The sequence below is a fragment of the Qipengyuania mesophila genome, from assembly GCF_019711655.1.
GTDB classification, from domain to species: domain Bacteria; phylum Pseudomonadota; class Alphaproteobacteria; order Sphingomonadales; family Sphingomonadaceae; genus Qipengyuania; species Qipengyuania mesophila.
Genome location: NZ_JAIGNU010000001.1, coordinates 1493435 through 1510546 on the forward strand (window position 1 = coordinate 1493435; position 17112 = coordinate 1510546).

At 65.2% G+C, this 17112-nt stretch carries 20 protein-coding genes; 15 read left to right on the plus strand and 5 right to left on the minus strand.

The features are described from left to right. Positions 1-19: 19 nt before the first annotated feature. On the minus strand, positions 20-325 hold the full coding sequence (gene cutA, locus K3181_RS07500) for a divalent-cation tolerance protein CutA (RefSeq protein WP_221602374.1): 306 nt from the start codon (positions 323-325) through the stop codon (positions 20-22). Next, on the minus strand, positions 322-1344 hold the full coding sequence (locus tag K3181_RS07505) for a COX15/CtaA family protein (RefSeq protein ID WP_221602375.1): 1023 nt from the start codon (positions 1342-1344) through the stop codon (positions 322-324). The genes cutA and K3181_RS07505 overlap by 4 nt, the downstream gene beginning before the upstream one ends. A 142-nt stretch (positions 1345-1486) precedes the next feature. Between K3181_RS07505 and K3181_RS07510 the strand changes: the two genes are divergently transcribed. The 3 genes from K3181_RS07510 (at position 1487) to K3181_RS07520 (ending at position 3574) form a co-directional block, all read left to right on the plus strand. Further along, positions 1487-1891, plus strand: a complete 405-nt coding sequence (locus K3181_RS07510) for a MerC domain-containing protein (RefSeq protein ID WP_221602376.1) — start codon at positions 1487-1489, stop codon at positions 1889-1891. Between the two features lie 10 nt (positions 1892-1901). Further along, positions 1902-2873 carry a sulfur carrier protein ThiS gene (thiS, locus tag K3181_RS07515; RefSeq protein WP_221602377.1) on the plus strand — a complete coding sequence of 324 codons (972 nt, stop codon included), beginning with the start codon at positions 1902-1904 and terminating at the stop codon, positions 2871-2873. A gap of 173 nt (positions 2874-3046) precedes the next feature. Continuing rightward, positions 3047-3574, plus strand: a complete 528-nt coding sequence (locus K3181_RS07520) for a hypothetical protein (protein ID WP_221602378.1) — start codon at positions 3047-3049, stop codon at positions 3572-3574. Between the two features lie 354 nt (positions 3575-3928). Here K3181_RS07520 and K3181_RS07525 read toward each other — a convergent pair whose 3' ends face one another. The 3 genes from K3181_RS07525 to K3181_RS07535 form a co-directional block, all read right to left on the minus strand. Then, positions 3929-5731, minus strand: a complete 1803-nt coding sequence (locus K3181_RS07525) for an AMP-dependent synthetase/ligase (RefSeq protein ID WP_221602379.1) — start codon at positions 5729-5731, stop codon at positions 3929-3931. 95 nt (positions 5732-5826) lie between these two features. Then, on the minus strand, positions 5827-7545 hold the full coding sequence (gene ggt, locus K3181_RS07530) for a gamma-glutamyltransferase (RefSeq protein ID WP_221602380.1): 1719 nt from the start codon (positions 7543-7545) through the stop codon (positions 5827-5829). Between the two features lie 10 nt (positions 7546-7555). Further along, complete coding sequence (locus K3181_RS07535; protein ID WP_221602381.1) at positions 7556-8584, minus strand: quinone-dependent dihydroorotate dehydrogenase; 1029 nt, start codon at positions 8582-8584, stop codon at positions 7556-7558. Positions 8585-8926: 342 nt separating this feature from the next. Here K3181_RS07535 and K3181_RS07540 point away from each other — a divergent pair, with 342 nt between their 5' ends. The 12 genes from K3181_RS07540 (at position 8927) to K3181_RS07595 (ending at position 17109) form a co-directional block, all read left to right on the plus strand. Continuing rightward, positions 8927-9850: a helix-turn-helix transcriptional regulator gene (locus K3181_RS07540; RefSeq protein ID WP_221602382.1), complete on the plus strand. Its 924-nt coding sequence runs from the start codon at positions 8927-8929 to the stop codon at positions 9848-9850. A gap of 91 nt (positions 9851-9941) precedes the next feature. Then, complete coding sequence (locus K3181_RS07545) at positions 9942-10352, plus strand: SUF system Fe-S cluster assembly regulator (RefSeq protein ID WP_221602383.1); 411 nt, start codon at positions 9942-9944, stop codon at positions 10350-10352. After that, entirely contained in the window at positions 10349-11830 is a 1482-nt protein-coding gene (gene sufB / locus K3181_RS07550) for a Fe-S cluster assembly protein SufB (protein ID WP_221602384.1), read from the plus strand. The genes K3181_RS07545 and sufB overlap by 4 nt, the downstream gene beginning before the upstream one ends. After that, entirely contained in the window at positions 11830-12333 is a 504-nt protein-coding gene (locus K3181_RS07555; RefSeq protein WP_221602385.1) for a hypothetical protein, read from the plus strand. The genes sufB and K3181_RS07555 overlap by 1 nt, the downstream gene beginning before the upstream one ends. Beyond that, entirely contained in the window at positions 12330-12875 is a 546-nt protein-coding gene (locus K3181_RS07560; protein ID WP_221602386.1) for a DUF559 domain-containing protein, read from the plus strand. Before K3181_RS07555 ends, K3181_RS07560 begins: the two co-directional genes overlap by 4 nt. Next, entirely contained in the window at positions 12872-13207 is a 336-nt protein-coding gene (locus K3181_RS07565) for a hypothetical protein (RefSeq protein ID WP_221602387.1), read from the plus strand. The genes K3181_RS07560 and K3181_RS07565 overlap by 4 nt, the downstream gene beginning before the upstream one ends. Before the next feature lies 1 nt (position 13208). Next, positions 13209-13955, plus strand: a complete 747-nt coding sequence (gene sufC / locus K3181_RS07570) for a Fe-S cluster assembly ATPase SufC (RefSeq protein WP_221602388.1) — start codon at positions 13209-13211, stop codon at positions 13953-13955. Continuing rightward, complete coding sequence (locus K3181_RS07575; RefSeq protein ID WP_221602389.1) at positions 13952-14278, plus strand: hypothetical protein; 327 nt, start codon at positions 13952-13954, stop codon at positions 14276-14278. The genes sufC and K3181_RS07575 overlap by 4 nt, the downstream gene beginning before the upstream one ends. After that, positions 14275-15033 (plus strand): SufD family Fe-S cluster assembly protein, encoded by a 759-nt coding sequence (locus tag K3181_RS07580; protein WP_221602390.1) that lies wholly within the window; start codon positions 14275-14277, stop codon positions 15031-15033. Before K3181_RS07575 ends, K3181_RS07580 begins: the two co-directional genes overlap by 4 nt. Further along, positions 15030-16247: a cysteine desulfurase gene (locus tag K3181_RS07585; protein ID WP_221602391.1), complete on the plus strand. Its 1218-nt coding sequence runs from the start codon at positions 15030-15032 to the stop codon at positions 16245-16247. The genes K3181_RS07580 and K3181_RS07585 overlap by 4 nt, the downstream gene beginning before the upstream one ends. Continuing rightward, positions 16244-16750 (plus strand): SUF system Fe-S cluster assembly protein, encoded by a 507-nt coding sequence (locus K3181_RS07590; RefSeq protein WP_221602392.1) that lies wholly within the window; start codon positions 16244-16246, stop codon positions 16748-16750. The genes K3181_RS07585 and K3181_RS07590 overlap by 4 nt, the downstream gene beginning before the upstream one ends. Next, positions 16750-17109 carry a HesB/IscA family protein gene (locus K3181_RS07595; RefSeq protein WP_221602393.1) on the plus strand — a complete coding sequence of 120 codons (360 nt, stop codon included), beginning with the start codon at positions 16750-16752 and terminating at the stop codon, positions 17107-17109. The genes K3181_RS07590 and K3181_RS07595 overlap by 1 nt, the downstream gene beginning before the upstream one ends. The last annotated feature ends 3 nt before the right edge of the window (positions 17110-17112 follow it).

The following is a 17112-nucleotide window of genomic DNA, read 5'->3' on the forward strand; positions in this document are numbered from 1 at the left end:
TCCCCCTGAACGACGACGCCTAGAGTGCGTCGAGCCAAGCCTGCGTCGCGGCCCCCGCCGCGTCGCAATGCCAGCCTGTTATTGCGGGCGCTTCATAGGGGTGCAAGACCTCGAGCCGCGCAATGGCGCGTTCGAGCAGTCTGGCCGTCGTCTTGAGCAGGCAGGGCACCTCCTCGCCTTCGTCGACCGCGCCCTTCCAGGCGAAGATCGAGCGGACCGGTCCACCGATGTTGATGCAGGCGATCAGTCGCTCGTCGATCAGCGTGCGACCGATCGTCTCCGCGCTCGCGGCGTCGGGAAAGGGGCAATAGATCAGCGCGGTCATCGCCGGCCAAGGACGTGGGCGCACCAAGCGAAGCTCGCCACGAGCAATGCGCCGACGATCTGGTGCGCCACCGCCACCCATAAGGCGACGCCGGTGACGACCGCGGCGATGCCGAGCAGGATCTGCGTCCCGAAAGCCGAGTGGATGGCAACCGATGCCTTGCGCTCGAGCGGCTTTACGCGGCGTGCCATCACCACAAGCGCGACAACCGCGACCCACGCCCACCAGCGGTGGAGGAAGTGGATGAGGAAGGGATCGTGCGTCGCGGCCCAGAATAGGCCCTTCGAGCCGTCGTATTCGGGTATGAGGCGGCCCTGCATGAGCGGCCAGCTGTCCGATGCGAGCCCGGCGTTGAGCCCGGCCACCCAGGCGCCGAGCAGCAACTGGAGGAAGACGATCGCTCCGACCCAGCTGGCCGTGAGCGTCCAGCGCGCGGGCGCGGCATCGCGCGCTGCAAGCTGCCTCAGGTCGAGCGCGGTCCAGACCAGACCACCGAGCGTGACAAGCGCGGTCAGCAGGTGGATCGACAGCCAGAAGTGGCTGACGTCGGTCATCGTCCCCGAAAGTCCGCTGCGCACCATGAACCAGCCGAACACGCCCTGCAGCCCGCCCAGCGCGAGCAGGGCTAGGAGGCGGCCCTTGTAGCCTGCGGGGATGGCGCCCCTGATCCAGAACCAGGCGAGGGGTAGCGCGAAGGCGAGTCCGATCAACCGGCCCCACAAGCGATGGAACCATTCCCAGAAGAAGATGAACTTGAAGGCGGCTAGGTCCATGCCTGCCGGCCCTGACACGTTCTTGTATTCGCCCGTCGCCTTGTAGAGGTCGAACTCGGCCTGCCAGGCGCTTTCGGAGAGCGGTGGGATGGCTCCGGTGATCGGGCTCCAGTGGGTGATCGACAACCCGCTTTCGGTGAGGCGGGTGATCCCGCCCACGGCCACCATGATGATGACCATCGCCGCGGTGACCAGCAGCCAATTTGCCAGAGCGACCGGGCGCCCCTGCTTGAATGTATCCGACATGGTCCCGTCTGTGGTTGGCGCGTCGCCCCGGCGCAAGTGCAAATCTCGAAAGCGCCGGTCCGGTGGCTGCAACCGCCGAACGGAGGAGAGCTTTTCACGGTTCCGCTTGAAAGAGGTTACACCATAACATAACTGGCATGTCATGTTGCAACGCGCCATTTCGCCGATTCGTCGGAGGCTCGACCGTGCCGGGATATTCCTCTCCGGCGCCTGTGCGGTGCATTGCCTGCTCTCGATCGTGCTCGTGTCGGGCCTCGGTCTGGGCGGCGAAATGTTCCTCTCGCCCGATATCCATCGCTTCGGCCTGCTCCTGGCGACGTTGATTGCGGGCGTCGCGATCGGCTGGGGCGCGCTGCGCCATCGCGTTGCCGCGCCCTTCGTCGTGGCCATGACCGGGCTCACCTTCATGGGTGGGGCGCTGGCGGTCCCGCACGGGGTCGAGGAAGCCGTGCTGACCATCATCGGGGTTGCGCTGGTGTCGCTCGGACACATCCTGAATATGCGCCATTCCCATGCCTGCGCTTGCAAGGACGGCCACGCCGACTAAGTGGGCGGGCATGATTGCCCTCACCGTCAATGGCGAAACCCGCCGCACCGCTGCCGCCACCATCGCCGAGCTTGTGCGCGAACTCGAGCTCGATCCCGCAAAGGTCGCGGTCGAACATAATGGCGTGATCGCGCCGCGCAGCGCGCTGGCCGAACACGCGATTGCCGACGGCGACACGCTGGAGATCGTCCACTTCGTCGGTGGCGGCCAAGGCGACGACACCTGGAGCGTCGCCGGACGGACCTTCAGGAGTCGCCTCATCGTCGGTACCGGCAAATACAAGGATTTCGAGCAGAATGCCGCTGCGCTCGAAGCGAGCGGCGCGGAGATCGTCACCGTCGCGGTGCGGCGAGTCAATGTCAGCGATCCCAAGGCACCGATGCTGACCGACTACATCGACCCGAAGAAGGTCACCTACCTCCCCAATACCGCGGGCTGCTTCACAGCCGACGAGGCGATCCGCACGCTGCGGCTGGCGCGTGAGGCGGGCGGCTGGGACCTCGTCAAGCTCGAGGTGCTGGGTGAGGCGCGCACGCTCTATCCCGATATGCGCGAAACGCTCACCGCGACCGAAACGCTCGCCAAGGAAGGCTTCCTGCCGATGGTCTATTGCGTCGACGATCCGATCGCGGCCAAGCAGCTCGAGGATGCCGGTGCGGTTGCCGTGATGCCGCTGGGCGCGCCGATCGGTTCGGGGCTTGGCATCCAGAACCGCGTGACGATCCGCTTGATCAAGGAAGGCGCGAACGTACCGGTGCTGGTCGATGCCGGCGTCGGCACGGCGTCGGATGCGGCGGTGGCGATGGAGCTGGGTTGCGACGGCGTGCTGATGAACACCGCCATCGCCGAGGCGAAGGATCCCATCCGCATGGCCCGTGCGATGAAGCTGGCGGTCGAGGCGGGGCGCGATGCCTATCTCGCCGGTCGGATGGCGACGCGCAAATATGCCGATCCGAGCAGTCCGCTCGCCGGGTTGATCTAGCGCCTCCTGCAGATTCGTGCGCGGCGACTCTTTATCTCGCATGTGCTCGGGCCGTCCTTGTTAACGAGGCCGTTTGGCTCGAAGACCGGCACGACGGCGGCGAGATGCGACGCAGATCACCGCTTGTTAACCATATTCGGCGACACTCGGCCTCGCAGCAGGGGAGTGCCATCATGGCCGTTACGCATACCGCATCGCTGACTATCGCCGAAATGCGCGAGTTCGCCGGCTTCACCGCCGCCGAACAGCGTTATATCCGCCGCAGTCTCGACATCGGTCTGAGCCGCTGCGACGCCTTTCGCATCTGGGGTCGCAATCCCGGCGAAAATGCCGCGATCCGCAGCCAGTATGTCGCCTATCAGGAGCTGAAGGCGCTGCGCAGCTCGATCCCCGAACAGTCGGGCTTCGACAGCATCGAGGGTTTCGTCGGCAAGCTCACCCGCGTGGCCGCCTTCGACCTCGCGCAGGAACGGATCGACAGCTTCTCCGCCTTCCGATTCCTCTACGAGCGCCTGATTTCCGCCGATGTGCGCCCCTGGCTGCCGAGCGCCTTCTGTGCCGCCGCCGCGCTACCGCAGATCCGCCCCGAGCGCCGCAAGATGCTGCTCCAGTCGCTCAGCGAAGCCGCCGCCACCGCGCCCGGCTGGAGCGATCGCCAGCCGAGCTTCTACCCCGAGTTCATCGAGGAAGCGGCGGCCTAGTTGGACGGAGTTGTGTTTCGCGCCTAGGAAATAGGCGGTGTTTGATTTCTTCTTATTCTATGCCGCGGGTCTGGTGGCCGGCCTTATTGCCGGAATACACGCAGGATTGAGCAGGACGCGAAGCAATCGTGGCCATTCGCTTGGCCTTGCGCGCTCGCAGTCCTGGGCGTTGGCGGCGCTCTGGTCTTGCCCTCACTGGGTGCAGATAGCTCTTTGACAGAGGCATCAATAGTGGCTGCAATAGTTGCAGTTTACGCCCTCGCCTTTGCGCTTCTCGGCCTAGCGCTTGGTCGCGCCATGGTCTGGTTTCTTCAAGCCCTGTTTAGAGCCATCAAGGGCGAGTAGCGAACCAAACTAGCTCCGGTACAGCCCGTCGAGCCGCTCGGCGTAGCGTTCCTTGATCTTGTGCCGGCGGATCTTCATCGAGGGGGTCATTTCCTCGTTCTCGATGGTGAAGGGTTCGTCGGCGAAGGCGAACTGGCGGACCTTCTCGACCACCGACAGATCCTTGTTGACCCGGTCGACCGCGGCGCGCACCGCGTTGCGGAATTCGGGAAGCTCCTGCACCTTCTTGCAGTCGAATTGCTTGCCCTGCTCGCGGCACCATTCGAGCGTCCATTCGGCGTCGGGCACGATCAGTCCGACGATGTAGGGCTTCTTGTCCCCGGCCACCATCGCCTGCCCGATCTCGGGCTGGAGCGTCAGCATGCCCTCGACCTTCTGCGGGGCGACATTGTCGCCCTTGTCGTTGACGATCATGTCCTTCTTGCGGTCGGTGATGACGATCCGGCCCTTGTCGTCGACATGACCGATGTCGCCGGTATGCAGCCAGCCGTCCTTGATCGTGCGTTCCGTCTCGGCCTCGTTGTGCCAGTAGCCCTGCATCACGAGTTCGCCCTGGACGAGGATTTCGCCGTCCTCCGCGATACGGATATCGACGCCGCGCATTGCCGGGCCGACCGAATGCATGGCAATGCCCGCGGCAGGGCGGTTGCAGCTGATGACCGGACCGGCTTCGGTCTGGCCGTAGCCCTGCAGCATGGTCAGCCCCATCGATTCGAAGAAGATGCCGACTTCGGGATTGAGCGGGGCGCCTCCCGAAACCATCGCCTTGATCCGGCCGCCGAAGCGCTGGCGGATCTTGGGTTTGAGCAGGCGCCCGACAAGCGCATCGCGCAGGCCGTCGCCGAACTTGGGCTTGCCTGCGGCGCGGCGCTCGCCAACCTCCAGCGCGGTGTTCATCAGCTTCTCGGCCAGCCCGCCCTGCTTCTGGACCTGTTTCATGATGCGCGTGCGCAGCACTTCGAACAGGCGCGGCACCACGACCATGATCGTCGGGCGGGTTTCCTCGATGTTGCTGGCGAGCTTCTCGAGACCCTCGGCATAGTAGATCTGCGCGCCGACGCTGATCGGCAGGAACTGGCCGCCGGTATGTTCATAGGCATGGCTCAGCGGCAGGAACGACAGGAACCGCTCGTCGTCGGCGATGCCGAAGTCCTCGATCAGGATTTCCGCCGCGCCTGCCACGTTGCACAGGATCGCGCCGTGATGCTGCATCACGCCGCGCGGCGCACCCCCGGTTCCGCTGGTGTAGATGATGCAGGCGGTGTCGCCGCGACCGATCCCGGCAATGCGCTGTTCGACCGCCTGGCGCGCCTCGGCGGCGTCGCCTGCGAACATGCTGTCCCAGCGATGGAAGAGGAACCCGCTCGACTGCTGGCGATGAAGGTCGTCGATGCCGATGACATGGTCGGCAATGCCCGAGGCCTGCAGCGCGCCGTGCAGCGGCCGGAGGAGCTTTTCGGTCGAGACGATGACCGCCTTGGCTCCCGAATTGTCGAGAATATGGGCGTGGTCGCGCTCGGTATTGGTGATGTAGGTCGGTACGGTAATGCAACCCGACGCCATGATCGCGAGATCGGCGATGCACCATTCGGGCCGGTTCTCGGACACCAGGCAGACGCGATCGCCATCTCTCAGGCCCAGCGCGCGCAGGTTCTCCGCCAGCAGGCAGACCTGCTCGGCCGCCTCTTTCCAGCTGATGGTCTGCCAGCTTCCCCCGATCATGGCGCCGAGGAACGGCAGGTCGCCCTTCTCGGCAGCGCGCTTCAGGAAGAGTTCGACGAGGTTGTTGGCGGAATCGATATCCGACAGCACGGCTGGGCTCCTCAACAGTTATTTTCTTGTGCGACCATTCAATAGCGCGGGCTTAGGCCGCCCGCAGCGCCTCGGCAAGCGGATGGCTGGCGCGATCAGGGCGTTTCGATCTTGCCGTCGAGCCGCGGATCGCGCGCGCTGTCCCAACCTTTCGGGCCCCGCAGCACCGCGCCGGCCTTCACCGGAGCTTCGCGCACGAAGACCTCGCCATGTCCGAGCGCGCGGAAGGCCGATGCCTGTTCTTCCAGCCAGGTGCCCTCCTCCACCATCACCTTGTCATCGAAAGCCATGATGAAGGGCAGGCCGAGGATGGCGCGCGCCGAAAGGCCGAAATCGATCGCTCCGACGATGCTGCGCGCAGTCTGCACGGGGATGGTGGCTCCGCCCGCGGCGCCCACTGCGAGGAAGGGCTTTCCTTCGGGGTCCCAGATCACCGTGGGCGACATCGAGCTGCGCGGACGCTTGCCGCCCTCCACGCGATTGGCGACAGGCTTCCCGTCGACCTCGGGCGAGCGGCTGAAGTCGGTCAGCTCGTTGTTGAGGAAGAAACCGCCGACCATGAGGCCCGACCCGAACGGACCCTCGACGGTCGAGGTATAGCTGACCATGGTGCGCTGAGCGTCGACCACCGCGAAGTGCGTCGTGCCATGCTCGACAGGCTCGTCCCCATCGGAGAGCGACTGCGGCGCTCCGCGCGGCGTGCCGGCGACCGCATTCGGCAGCGTTGCATCTGCCGAGATCAGCGCGCTGCGCTGCGCCAGATAGTCCGGATCGACGAGCCCCGCGACGGGCACGGAGACATAGTCGCTGTCGGCGAGATAGAGTTCGCGATCGGCATAGGCGAGCCGCTGCGATTCGACGAACAGGTGCCAGGTGACCGGGTTCTGCTCGCCCAGCGCGGCGAGATCGAAGCGTTCGAGCTGACCCAGGATTTGCAGCACCGCGACCCCGCCGGAAGTCGGCGGCCCCATCGTGCAGATGCGATAGCCGCGATAGCTGCCGCAGACACCTTCGCGCGCCTTCGCCTCGTACGACGTGATATCACTATAGGTCATTGCACCGTCGTGCGGCGTGTCGGCCGCAACCGTCGCGGCAATTTCCTGGGCAAGGTCCCCCGAATAGAACGCCTCGGGACCCGCGGCGGCGATCTTCTCGAAGGTCCGTGCGAGCGGCTCGTTGGTAATGCGCGTGCCCACGGGCTTCGGATTGCCGGAGGCGTCGAAGAACAGCGCGCGTGCGGCGGCCGTATGCGCCGAGCGGTCCTTGGCCATGGCGAGCATGCCATTGAGCCGCGGGTTCATCTCGAACCCCTCGCGCGCCAGCCGGATTGCGGGGCCGAAGAGCTCGGCCCAGGCGAGCTTGCCGTGCTCCCGATGTGCCTTGGCGGCGAGCGCGACATTACCCGGCACGCCCACCGATAGTCCGCTGCGGACCGACTCGATGAAGGGCGGAACCTTCCCGTCGGGGTCGAGGAACCATTCGGGGGTCGCTCCGGCAGGGGCAGTCTCGCGCCCGTCGAAGGTCTCGACACCGCCTGCCTCCGTGCCGCGAACCATGAAGCCGCCGCCACCGATGCCCGAACTCTGCGGCTCGACCACGGTCAGCGCCAGCATCACCGCGATCGCGGCATCGGTGGCGCTGCCGCCCCGTGCAAGCATTTCCTCGCCCGCAGCCTGCGCGCGCGGATCGGCGGCAGAAACGGCTCCGGCGAATGCGATAGGCGTGGCGGCAGGGGAGGAGGCGAGTGGGGGAGTGGTGGCGCAGCCGCACAGGGTGAGCGCCAGCAGGGTGGACGAGACGAGAGGTTTGATCATGCGTGCGAGGCTATTCGCTTCCGACCGCTTCGGCAATCGAAGCGAAACCATCGCGGTGCATCAGTTTTTCGAGCCCGCGCAAGATCCGACACGGCAGGCCCGGTCCCTCGTAGACCATCGCGCTGTAGAGCTGGACGAGGCTCGCACCGGCGCGGATCCGCGCCCAGGCATCCTCTGCACTGGTGATCCCGCCGACTCCCACGAGCGGGATCGCGCCGCCGGTCGCCTTGCGGAAGTCGCGCAGGCGCTGCTGCGCCAGATCGCGCAACGGAGCGCCCGACAGGCCGCCCGTTTCTCCCGCATGGCGCGAGTGCAGGGTGGGTCGCGAGATCGTCGTGTTCGAGACGATCAGCGCACCGAGTTGCCGTTCGATCGCGATGCGCGCGATCGCATCTACATCCGCCGGTTCGAGATCGGGTGCGACCTTGAGGAAGACCGGCGGTCCGCCCTCGCCGCGCGCGTCGATCACCGCGTCGAGCAGGCCGGTGAGCGCGCCCTCGTCCTGCAGCGCGCGCAGCCCCGGCGTGTTGGGACTGGAGATGTTGACCGCGAGATAGGAGGCGAGCGGGGCCATGAGCCGGCTCATGACGGCGTAGTCTGCTATGCGATCCGAGCTGTCCTTGTTGGCGCCGATATTGATGCCGACGATGCCGGGGCGTCCCTTGCGCCGCGCGAGTCGCTTACGCGCCTGCTCGGCCCCGCCATTGTTGAAGCCCATGCGATTGATCACTGCGCGGTCCTCGACCAGCCGGAACAGGCGCGGCTTCGGATTGCCCGCCTGCGATCGCGGGGTAATCGAACCGACCTCGGTAAATCCGAAGCCCAGCCCCAGCAATTGGTCGGGCACTTCGCCGTCCTTGTCGAAACCGGCGGCCATGCCGAGCGGGTTGGGGAAGTCCAGACCGGCGATTGTGGTCGCCAGTGGCCCCGGGGCCGGCGGCCCCGAACGCGGCGAGAGTGCCAGTGAGCGGACGGTCAGGCGGTGGGCGCGTTCGGGATCGAGCGCGAACAGGGCGGGACGGGCGAGATCGAACAGCATGGTGTGCGCAATGCCGTCTCCCCGAGTGGCTGTCGAGCCCATTCCCCGCTCCCGGACCGGCGCCGCATCTCCCGGCAAAGCAAGAAAAAAACCGCCGCCCGTCGCCTTGTCGCTTGCATACAATCAATCGTCGCGGAGTCGGGCTAACACAATGTTGCGACCCGAAGGGCTCGGTGCAGTTTGCAACGAGTTCTCGACTTCAACGGGGGCGGCTTAATCGGCCGCCCCCCTTTTTTGTCCGAGATCCATGCGCAGCCGGATTCGCCTACAAGGTCATTGCGATGCGGTACGGTTTGGCGTATTTATACAATTCTTTGGGGCTGAAAGAAACGGAACAGGGGTTTGTCGGGTCCGCAAGGTGACACTGCGTCACATTCATTCGAATTCGTTGCGGCGCCGAGCGATCTGACGCCGTATCTCAACTCGCTCTATATCTGGCGCAGTCCGAGCGAGCAGCTCGACGACGTGCTGCCCGCCTATTCGGGCCAGATGGTCGTGTTCGGCCAGGGCGTGGGGCGGATGCAATTCGAAGACGAAACCGTCGCCGAAACCCGCGATGCATTCTTCCTCGCGCCGCTCTGCCAGGCACGCCATTTCAGCGTCAGTGGGCCCGCCGTTCTGTTCGGCGTTTCGCTCAACTTTCGCGGTTGGGCAGCTCTGTCGGGCCTTTCGGTCAATGATTACCACGATTGCTTCCTCGAACCGGCGATGGTGCTCGGGGATGCGCTCGCAGGAAAGTTCCAAGGCTTGGCTACGCGCTGGCGCGAGGGCGAGCTCGACGACGGCGCCTTGCTTGACGCGATGAGCGACATCGTCCGGCAGGGGATTTCACAACTGCCCGACCAGCATCTGACCGTCATCGATCGGACGCTTGAGTGGCTTTCGAGCTCGTTCAAACCGGACCTCGACCGGCTTTACGACCAATTGCCCTATTCGAAGCGCCAGGCGCAGCGACTGGTGGCGCAGTTCTTCGGCCAATCGCCGGTGCGGCTCGTGCGGCGCTATCGTGCGGTCCGTGCCGCCACGCTGCTGTCGATGCCGCAGCTGCCCGAGGAGCTCGAAGCGGAAATCCGCGAGGCGTTCTACGACCAGGCGCATCTCATCAAGGAAATCCGCTTCTTCACCGGGCGCACGCCCAAGCGTCTCCAGCCCAGCGGCGAATCGAACATCAACGACATGCTCGGGCCCGATGGCTACGGCTCGGTCGACCTGTTCGGGTCGGGCGAGGCCGAGCAGCTCGGTCGCGACATGCTCGACGAGCTCTGACTGCTAACGACTCGCAACAAGTGGTTTCCCGTTGAAATGGCAGTTTCGCACGCCTAGCTGACCAATCGGAACGATTTGGTCCGATTAACGCATGCGCCTATCCAATCTCGCCGATTACGCCGTCGTCACGATGAGCGCCGCGGCCCGCCATTGTGGTGGGGGCCGGACCAGTGCGGCGGAACTCGCCGCTGAAACGGGCCTGCCCGTTCCCACGGTGCAGAAATTGGTCAGCAAGCTCTCGGCGGCAGGTTTGCTGCGGTCGACGCGCGGCAGTGGCGGCGGACTGCAACTGGCGCGCCCAGCCGCTGCGATCAGCGTCGCCGATATCGTCGAGGCAGTAGAGGGCCCCATTGCCCTCACCGCCTGCATTGAAGGCACAGACTGCACTGTAAGTCACGATTGCAGCGTCCGCCCCCACTGGCCGGTGGTCAACCAGGCCCTTCGCGGCGCACTCGCAGGCATCCCTCTGACACAGCTCGCACTCGAGAAAGAACCCGCATGAGCGAAGAGATCGACATCCAGGACCGCGAAGCGAAGGAGGCCGCTGCGAAGGCGGCCGAATACGAGCACGGCTGGTCGGCCGAGATCGACACCGAATTCGCCGAGAAGGGTCTCACCGAGGACACCGTCCGCTTCATCTCCGCCAAGAAGGGCGAGCCGGAGTGGATGCTCGACTGGCGCCTCAAGGCCTTCCGCCTGTGGCAGGAGATGGAAGAGCCCGACTGGGCCAAATTGGGCTATCCGGCGATCGATTACCAGGACGCCTATTATTACGCCGCGCCGAAGAAGAAGGAGAAGCTCGCCTCGCTCGACGAGCTCGATCCCGAGATCAAGGCGGTCTACGACAAGCTCGGCATTCCCGTGGCGGAGCAGGAAGTGCTCGCCGGGGTCGAAGGCGCGCGCAAGGTCGCGGTCGATGCGGTGTTCGATAGTGTCAGCGTCGCCACCACCTTCCGCGAGGAGCTGAAGAGGGCGGGCGTCATCTTCCTGTCGATCAGCGAGGCGGTGAAGGAATATCCCGAGCTGGTGAAGAAGTGGCTCGGCAAGGTGGTGCCGCAGCACGACAATTTCTTCGCCACGCTCAACAGCGCGGTCTTTTCCGACGGCACCTTCGTCTATGTGCCCGAGGGCGTGCGCTGCCCGATGGAGCTTTCCACCTATTTCCGCATCAATGCCGAGAACACGGGCCAGTTCGAACGCACGCTGATCGTTGCCGAACCGGGCAGCTATGTCAGCTATCTCGAAGGCTGCACCGCGCCGATGCGCGACGAGAACCAGCTCCACGCCGCGGTGGTCGAACTGGTCGCGCTCGAAGATGCCGAAATCAAATATTCGACCGTGCAGAACTGGTACCCCGGCAATGCCGAAGGCAAGGGCGGGATCTACAATTTCGTCACCAAGCGCGGGCTGTGCCAGGGCGCGCGCAGCAAGATCAGCTGGACGCAGGTCGAAACCGGCAGCGCGGTGACATGGAAATATCCCAGCTGCGTGCTCAATGGCGAAGACAGCGTGGGCGAATTCTACTCGGTCGCGGTGACGAACAATTACCAGCAGGCCGATACCGGCACCAAGATGATCCACAACGGCAAGGGCAGCCGCTCGACGATCATCTCCAAGGGCATATCGGCCGGCAAGAGCAACAACACCTATCGCGGCCTCGTGCGCGTGGCGGCCAATGCCGACGGCGTGCGCAACCGCACCGAATGCGACAGCCTGCTGATCGGCGACCAGTGTGGCGCGCATACCGTGCCCTATATCGAGGTGAAGAACCCCTCCGCGCAGATCGAGCACGAAGCGACCACCAGCAAGATCAGCGACGACCAGCTGTTCTACGCCATGCAGCGCGGGTTGGATGATGAGGAGGCGATGGCGCTGATCGTCAACGGTTTCGCCAAGGACGTGCTCAAGGAGCTGCCGATGGAATTTGCCGTCGAGGCGCAGAAGCTGCTGGCGATTTCGTTGGAAGGGAGTGTGGGGTGATGTCCGCTCCAATTTACCTTGTATGCGAAGAGGCGAATGTCCCGGACGTATCGTCCATCAACGCGGCATTGCGTGGGATGAACTATGAGACGCAAATCCAGCATGACCGTCTGTGGGGCGATATGATCTACGGGAAAACCCGTGTGTCACGAGCCGGCAGGGAATCGGACGTTTATCTGCTGAAATCGCCTCTCGAAATCAAAGTTGATCATTTGAATAGCATGTGTGCGAATCTGCCCGACCATCAAATCGGGGAGCAGGAAATAGCCGAACTGCGGCAAACTTGCGGGGGGATAGTGATTGAGACATGCTATTCCACTTGGAACGGCGACACGGTTGCCGATGCTGAAATCCATTATGCTGTGGCCTATGCCAGCAAAGGATGTCTCTGGCGTAGCTTCGGAAAGCGCAATGCGCTTACCCATGCGGAGACTTTGACGGAGCTCGGTGTACGGCTGGGATACCAATATTCTCGTGCAAGTCATGAGGGCTACGCGCGATGACACCTCGCAAGACCCTCCAGCTTCGCGATCCCAGCGAAACCACCGACGACACTCCTGCGCTCAAGAAGAAGGGCCGCGGGTGGGAGATATCGGAGAAGCGGCTCGACAAGATCCACGAGCGCGCGCGCTATCTGCGGCGGCATGCGAGCCCGGCGCACAAGGCGCTCGCGGCGCGCTTCGCCAAGGAAGATTTCGGCAAGTACAAGTTCACCCGCCACACGGTGGTGGGCTCGGCGATTCTCGATTTCGTCTCGCACCCGCTCGGGCTTGCGATCGCGATCGACGAGGAAAACCAGAACGATACGCTGGCCAAGCGCCGCGACAAGAGCCTCGCCAGCGTCGGCATCGAGGTGTTCCGCGTGCCCGCAGCGACCATCCTCGAGGATGTCGAGGTCGCGATGCAGCCGATCTTCGCCGCGATGAATGCGCGCTACCGCGAGAAGCAAACCGCGCGCCGCGAACACCAGTCCAAATACGGCTCGACGCCGCGCCGCCCGCGCACGCCGCGCCGCGATGGCGACCGGGAAAGGCCGCGCCGATGAGATATCTCGCACTCGTCCCCGCTCTGGCCCTGATTCTCGCCGCGCCCGTTGCGGCCGAGAAGGACATCTCGCCCGAACTCGCCGAATCGCGCCTCAATGGCTGCCTGCTCGCCGGGTCCACCGCTGCACCGCGGTCGGACCTGCGCGCAGCGGTCGTGTCGGTGCGGGCCTTCTGTGCGCCGCAGATCAAGCGCGTGCGCACCAACCGCGTCGCGAAGGCCACCGCAGGCCTCTCGGGTGCCGCCCGCAAGGCGGCCGACGACGCCGCCACCCGCAAACTCAACGACGAGATCGCGCTCGTCATCGCAAAATATACCGGACTGACGCTCTGACATGCTGAAAATCGACAATCTTCACGCCGAAATCGACGGCAAGAAAATCCTCAACGGCCTCTCGCTGACCGTTCCCGCGGGCGAGGTTCATGCGATCATGGGCCCCAATGGTGCGGGCAAGTCGACGCTCGCCTATGTGCTCGGCGGGCGCCCCGGCTACGAAGTGACGCAGGGCTCGGTCGAGTTCAACGGCGTCGACCTGCTCGACCTCGAGCCGCACGAGCGCGCGGCGGCCGGCCTGTTCCTCGGCTTCCAGTACCCGGTCGAGATCCCCGGCGTGTCGAACCTGCAATTCCTGCGCGAGGCGCTCAATTCGCAGCGCAAGGCGCGGGGGCAAGAGCCGCTGACCGGCGGCGAATTCCTCAAGCTGGCGAAGGACAAGGCCGGCCTGCTCAAGCTCGACCCCGAAATGCTCAAGCGCCACGTCAATGTCGGCTTCTCGGGCGGCGAGAAGAAGCGCGCCGAGATGGTCCAGATGGGCATCCTCGACCCGAAATTCGCCGTGCTCGACGAGACCGACAGCGGGCTCGACATCGATGCGCTGCGCGTGGTCGGCGAGGGCATCAACGCGATCATGCGCGCGCCCGACAAGGCGGTGTTGCTGATCACCCACTACCAGCGCCTGCTCGAGGTGGTGAAGCCCGACAAGGTCTCGATCCTGTCGCAGGGACGGATCGTCCAGACCGGCGGGCCCGAGCTTGCGCTGCGCCTCGAGAGCGAGGGCTACGACGCGGTGATGGCGGCATGATCGGCGCACTCATCCTGCTGGCCGCGCAAGCGGCACCCGTGGCGGAGGCGAGCGCCCCGCCACCTGCCGAAGCGGATCCGATTGTCGTGATCGGTCGCCGTTTGCAGGCGATCACCGTCAGTGTCGGCCAAGGTCCGGACGGCAAGTGGTATTGCGGAATGGAAGAGACGACCGGCCGGCTTTCGCTCGACAAGAAGCTCTGCAAGGCGGTCACCAAGTGCGTTCGCAAGGGTGCGCTGGACGATGCCTCGATCCATGCCTGCGTGAGCGGCACCAAGAAGCGGCTCATGCGCGAACTCGAACGCGAGAGGGCAGGCCGATGAATAGTGTCATCGAACTTCCCACCCGCCGCGAGGAGGCTTGGCGCTATTCGCGCGTCGAGCGCCTGCAGGGCGAGAATCTCGACGACTGGCGCATCATCGACATCGCGGAGGGCGAGAGCTTCCGCGACACGCTGTTGATTGCCGACGGTCCGGACACCAGGCCGACCGAACTCCACCGCTGGCGCGTGACGGTCGGCGAAGGGGCGCGATGCGAGCTTTTCGCTGTGCTCTCTTCGGCCGAATACGCGCGGCTCGAAATCGAGGTGACGCTGAAACAGGGCGCGCATTTCGAGCTTGGCGGGATCACCGTCGGCGGGCGCGAAACGGTGCGCGAATTCGTCACGCGTGTGGTCCATGCCGAACCCGAGGCGACCAGCAACCAGACCGTCCGCAGCGTCCATTGGGGCCACGGCACGGGCAATTTCCTCGGCAATATCGACGTCGTGCGCCATGCGCAGAAGACCGACGCGGCGCAGGACTTCAAGGGCCTGCTGCTCGAAAAGGGCGCGAGCGTGAACGCCGTGCCGCAGCTCGAGATCTTCGCCGACGACGTGAAATGCGCCCATGGCGCCAGCGTCGGCCAGCTCGACGAAACCGCGCGCTTCTACATGGGTGCGCGCGGCCTGTCGCCCGACCTTGCGCGGCGCCTGCTGGTGCAGGCCTTTCTCGGCGATGCGCTGGTCGCATGGGACGATGAGGGAGCGCGCCAGGCGATGATGCAGGTCGCGCTCGACAAGGTGGACAAGGCGCTGTGAGCGACGCCGCCACCCTCACCCGCAAGGCGGATTTCCCCGGCCTGCTGACCGCCGATGGCAAGCCGTGGCACTATCTCGACACGGCCGCCTCGGCGCAGAAGCCGCAGGCGGTGATCGATGCCATGACCCGTGCGCTGGGCCGCGACTACGCGACCGTGCACCGCGGGGTCTATGGCCGCAGCGCGCAGATGACGCTCGGCTACGAGGCGGCCCGCAAGCGCGTCGCCGAATTCATCGGGGCGCGAAGCGAGAACGAGGTGGTCTTCGTGCGCGGGGCGACCGAGGCGATCAACCTCGTCGCTTCGAGCTGGGGCATGACGCATATCGGCGAAGGCGACCGGATCGTCCTCTCCACGCTTGAGCATCACTCGAACATCGTGCCTTGGCAGATGGTCGCCGAGCGCACCGGCGCGCAGATCGAGGTCTGCCCGCTGACCGAGGACGGGCGGATCGACCTCGGTGCGCTCGAGGCACTGCTGACCCCGCGAACCAAGCTCGTCGCGCTGGCGCATGTCTCGAACGTGCTCGGCAGCGTGCTCGACGCGCGCGCCGCGGCCAATCTCGTGCATGCCTTCGGGGCAAAGATTCTGCTCGACGGCTGCCAGGCCGCGCCGCGGATGGCACTCGACATGGCCGCGCTCGATTGCGACTTCTACGCCTTCTCGGGCCACAAGCTCTATGGGCCGACCGGTATCGGCGTGCTGTGGGCGCGCGAGGAGATTCTCGATGCCATGCCTCCCTGGCAGGGTGGCGGCGCGATGATCGATCGCGTGACCTTCGAGAAGACCACCTACGCCCCGCCGCCGCAGCGCTTCGAGGCGGGCACGCCGATGATCACCGAGGCGATCGCGCTGCATGCGGCGATCGATTATGTCGACGCGCTCGGGCCCGATCGCCTGTTCGCGCACGAGAGTGCGCTGGCGCAGCAGCTGCGCGATGCACTCCGCGGCCTCAATTCGGTTACGCTGTTCGGGCCCGAGCAAAGCGCGGGCATCGTGAGCTTTGCGATCGAGGGGGTTCATCCGCACGATCTCGGCACCATATTGGACGAAGAGCACGTCGCGATCCGCGCCGGGCATCACTGCGCGCAGCCGCTGATGGACCATCTCGGCGTTCCCGCCACCGCCCGCGCGAGCTTCGGGCTGTATTCCGACGAAAGCGACATCGCCGCGCTGCTGCGCGGCATCGAACGGACCCAGAGGATCTTCGGATGAACGAAGAAGCAAATACCGATACGGACTTCATCGCGGCCCCGTCGCCCGCCGACGCGTTGGCCGGCAAGCCGCCGCGCGCGCGGGTCGAGGATGCCGTCGATCCCGAGGAAACGCCGCGCGAGACGATGGAGCGCAAGCGCGACTATCTCGAAGGCTTCCTGCAGAAGAAGCCCGAAGATGTGCCCGCCGGCGCACCTGGGGGCGAACTCTACGAGGCGGTGATCGCCGCGCTCAAGGAAATCTACGACCCCGAGATCCCCGTGAACATCTACGATCTCGGGCTGATCTACGGCGTCGAGGTCGACGACGAGAGCGACGTGACCGTCACCATGACGCTGACGACGCCGCATTGCCCGGTGGCCGAGACCATGCCGGGCGAGGTCGAATTGCGCGCTGCCAGCGTGCCCGGCGTGCGCGATGCCGAGGTCAATCTCGTCTGGGATCCGCCCTGGGGCCCCGACAAGATGACCGACGAGGCACGCCTCGAACTGGGGATGCTGTGATGAGCGAGACCACGACCCGCCCCGCACCCAAGGCCGCCGTGGTGCTGACCGAGGCCGCCGAGCAGCGCGTCGCCGACCTCATGGCCAAGGCGCCGGAAGGTGCGATCGGCGTCAAGCTCTCGACCCCGCGTCGCGGCTGTTCCGGCCTCGCCTATTCGGTCGACTATGTGACCGAGGAAGCCAAGTTCGACGAGAAGATCGAAACGCCCGGCGGCATCTTCTACATCGATGGCGCGAGCGTGCTCTACCTCGTCGGCAGCACTATGGACTGGGTCGAAGACGATTTCACAGCCGGCTTCGTGTTCGAAAACCCCAACGCCAAGGGCGCCTGTGGGTGCGGCGAGAGTTTCATGGTCTGAGCG

Bases quoted from the DNA above. Each gene is read 5' to 3' on its own strand.
- cutA (WP_221602374.1), bottom strand. From the start codon at position 325: ATGACCGCGCTGATCTATTGCCCCTTTCCCGACGCCGCGAGCGCGGAG.
- K3181_RS07505 (WP_221602375.1), bottom strand. From the start codon at position 1,344: ATGTCGGATACATTCAAGCAGGGGCGCCCGGTCGCTCTGGCAAATTGG.
- K3181_RS07510 (WP_221602376.1), top strand. From the start codon at position 1,487: ATGTTGCAACGCGCCATTTCGCCGATTCGTCGGAGGCTCGACCGTGCC.
- thiS (WP_221602377.1), top strand. From the start codon at position 1,902: ATGATTGCCCTCACCGTCAATGGCGAAACCCGCCGCACCGCTGCCGCC.
- K3181_RS07520 (WP_221602378.1), top strand. From the start codon at position 3,047: ATGGCCGTTACGCATACCGCATCGCTGACTATCGCCGAAATGCGCGAG.
- ggt (WP_221602380.1), bottom strand. From the start codon at position 7,545: ATGATCAAACCTCTCGTCTCGTCCACCCTGCTGGCGCTCACCCTGTGC.
- K3181_RS07535 (WP_221602381.1), bottom strand. From the start codon at position 8,584: ATGCTGTTCGATCTCGCCCGTCCCGCCCTGTTCGCGCTCGATCCCGAA.
- K3181_RS07545 (WP_221602383.1), top strand. From the start codon at position 9,942: ATGCGCCTATCCAATCTCGCCGATTACGCCGTCGTCACGATGAGCGCC.
- sufB (WP_221602384.1), top strand. From the start codon at position 10,349: ATGAGCGAAGAGATCGACATCCAGGACCGCGAAGCGAAGGAGGCCGCT.
- K3181_RS07555 (WP_221602385.1), top strand. From the start codon at position 11,830: ATGTCCGCTCCAATTTACCTTGTATGCGAAGAGGCGAATGTCCCGGAC.
- K3181_RS07560 (WP_221602386.1), top strand. From the start codon at position 12,330: ATGACACCTCGCAAGACCCTCCAGCTTCGCGATCCCAGCGAAACCACC.
- K3181_RS07565 (WP_221602387.1), top strand. From the start codon at position 12,872: ATGAGATATCTCGCACTCGTCCCCGCTCTGGCCCTGATTCTCGCCGCG.
- sufC (WP_221602388.1), top strand. From the start codon at position 13,209: ATGCTGAAAATCGACAATCTTCACGCCGAAATCGACGGCAAGAAAATC.
- K3181_RS07575 (WP_221602389.1), top strand. From the start codon at position 13,952: ATGATCGGCGCACTCATCCTGCTGGCCGCGCAAGCGGCACCCGTGGCG.
- K3181_RS07580 (WP_221602390.1), top strand. From the start codon at position 14,275: ATGAATAGTGTCATCGAACTTCCCACCCGCCGCGAGGAGGCTTGGCGC.
- K3181_RS07590 (WP_221602392.1), top strand. From the start codon at position 16,244: ATGAACGAAGAAGCAAATACCGATACGGACTTCATCGCGGCCCCGTCG.
- K3181_RS07595 (WP_221602393.1), top strand. From the start codon at position 16,750: ATGAGCGAGACCACGACCCGCCCCGCACCCAAGGCCGCCGTGGTGCTG.